The organism is Actinotignum inguinis, from assembly GCF_051265835.1.
Classification (GTDB): Bacteria; Actinomycetota; Actinomycetes; order Actinomycetales; family Actinomycetaceae; genus Actinotignum; species Actinotignum timonense.
In genome coordinates, this window is sequence record NZ_JBOZDP010000045.1 from 1 (window position 1) to 1,194 (window position 1,194).

General features: G+C 63.6%; 2 protein-coding genes. One reads left to right on the plus strand and one right to left on the minus strand.

What is annotated here, in order from left to right:
• Positions 1-223: hypothetical protein (locus ACRQFC_RS09205; protein WP_435734677.1), on the plus strand; the 223-nt coding region annotated here is incomplete at its 5' end.
• A gap of 58 nt (positions 224-281) precedes the next feature.
• Here ACRQFC_RS09205 and ACRQFC_RS09210 read toward each other — a convergent pair.
• Positions 282-1,037, minus strand: a complete 756-nt coding sequence (locus ACRQFC_RS09210; protein WP_087070456.1) for an isoprenyl transferase — start codon at positions 1,035-1,037, stop codon at positions 282-284.
• Between the last annotated feature and the right edge of the window lie 157 nt (positions 1,038-1,194).

Sequence of the window (1,194 nt, forward strand, 5' to 3'; positions counted from 1 at the left end):
TTTTATAGCCACCACCATTGACACTCTGGACCGGGTGAGTCTGCTCGGGCGGGAAGCAAGCCCCGGCCTGGCCACCATGTCCATGTCGCACCTGTATACCGTGGGTGCTTTCGCCACCACCGCGCGCAGCCTCATGACCGCGCATGCCGGCTGGGAGCCACTGACCCGCAACGAACTGAGCGAAGGATTCTTCGAATACCAAAGCCGCGAAGGGCTGATTTAGCGCACCTTTTCGGTGTGAACTCCCATTCCGGCTCCGGACGCATCCGAATGCCTGCAGCTTAGCGGCCGCGGCGCCGGTCACGTTGCGTATAGTCACGCAGCGCGCGCAAAAAATCCACGCGCCGGAAATCCGGCCAGTAAGTTTCGCAGAAATACAGCTCGGTATGGACGGACTGCCAGAGCATAAAGCCGCTCATGCGCTGCTCCCCGCTCGTGCGAATCACCAAATCCGGATCAGGCTGGCCGCGGGTATAGAGATGATCGGTAATATCCGCGAGGGAAAAATCTTCCGCGACCTCCGCGAGGCTGCGCCCGGCTGCCGCCTCATCGCGCAGATAAGAACGCACCGCGTCGGTAATCTCCTGGCGCCCGCCGTAGCCCACCGCGATATTCACGTGTAAACCGCGGCAAGATTCAGTGCTCGCCGCGGCGGCACGCAGGCGCTGGGCGTACTCCTCAGGAAGAAGATCAAGATTACCCACCGCGACCAACCGGAAACGACCCGAGCGCGCCAAATTCTCAACAGTTTCACAAATGATGGTGAGCAGCGGGCCTACTTCTTCAGCCGCCCGGGAGAGATTATCAGTGGAGAGCAGCCACAAAGTAACCACCTCAATGCCGGCATCTTCGCACCAACCGAGCACCTCGGCGATGCGCTCGGCCCCGGCCCGATGCCCGAACGTGGCAGATTCACCCAGCTCACGCGCCCAACGCCGATTGCCATCCAACATAATGGCCACGTGCTGGGGCATGCGTTTGCCGGCCAGCTCCCGCACCAAGCGGCGTTCATATGCGGCGTAGAGCCATGCTGACATCCCCACGCTGTCTCCCTCCCTCGTTCTAGCCGCGCCGGCCCGAGCCGCGCCGGTCTGAACCGCGCCGTGCCAGGGCCGCGGCCACCCGAAACATGCCTTGCCAGGGCCGCGGCCACCCGAGCCACGCAGTGCCAGGGCCGCGCCGGTCACGCGCCGC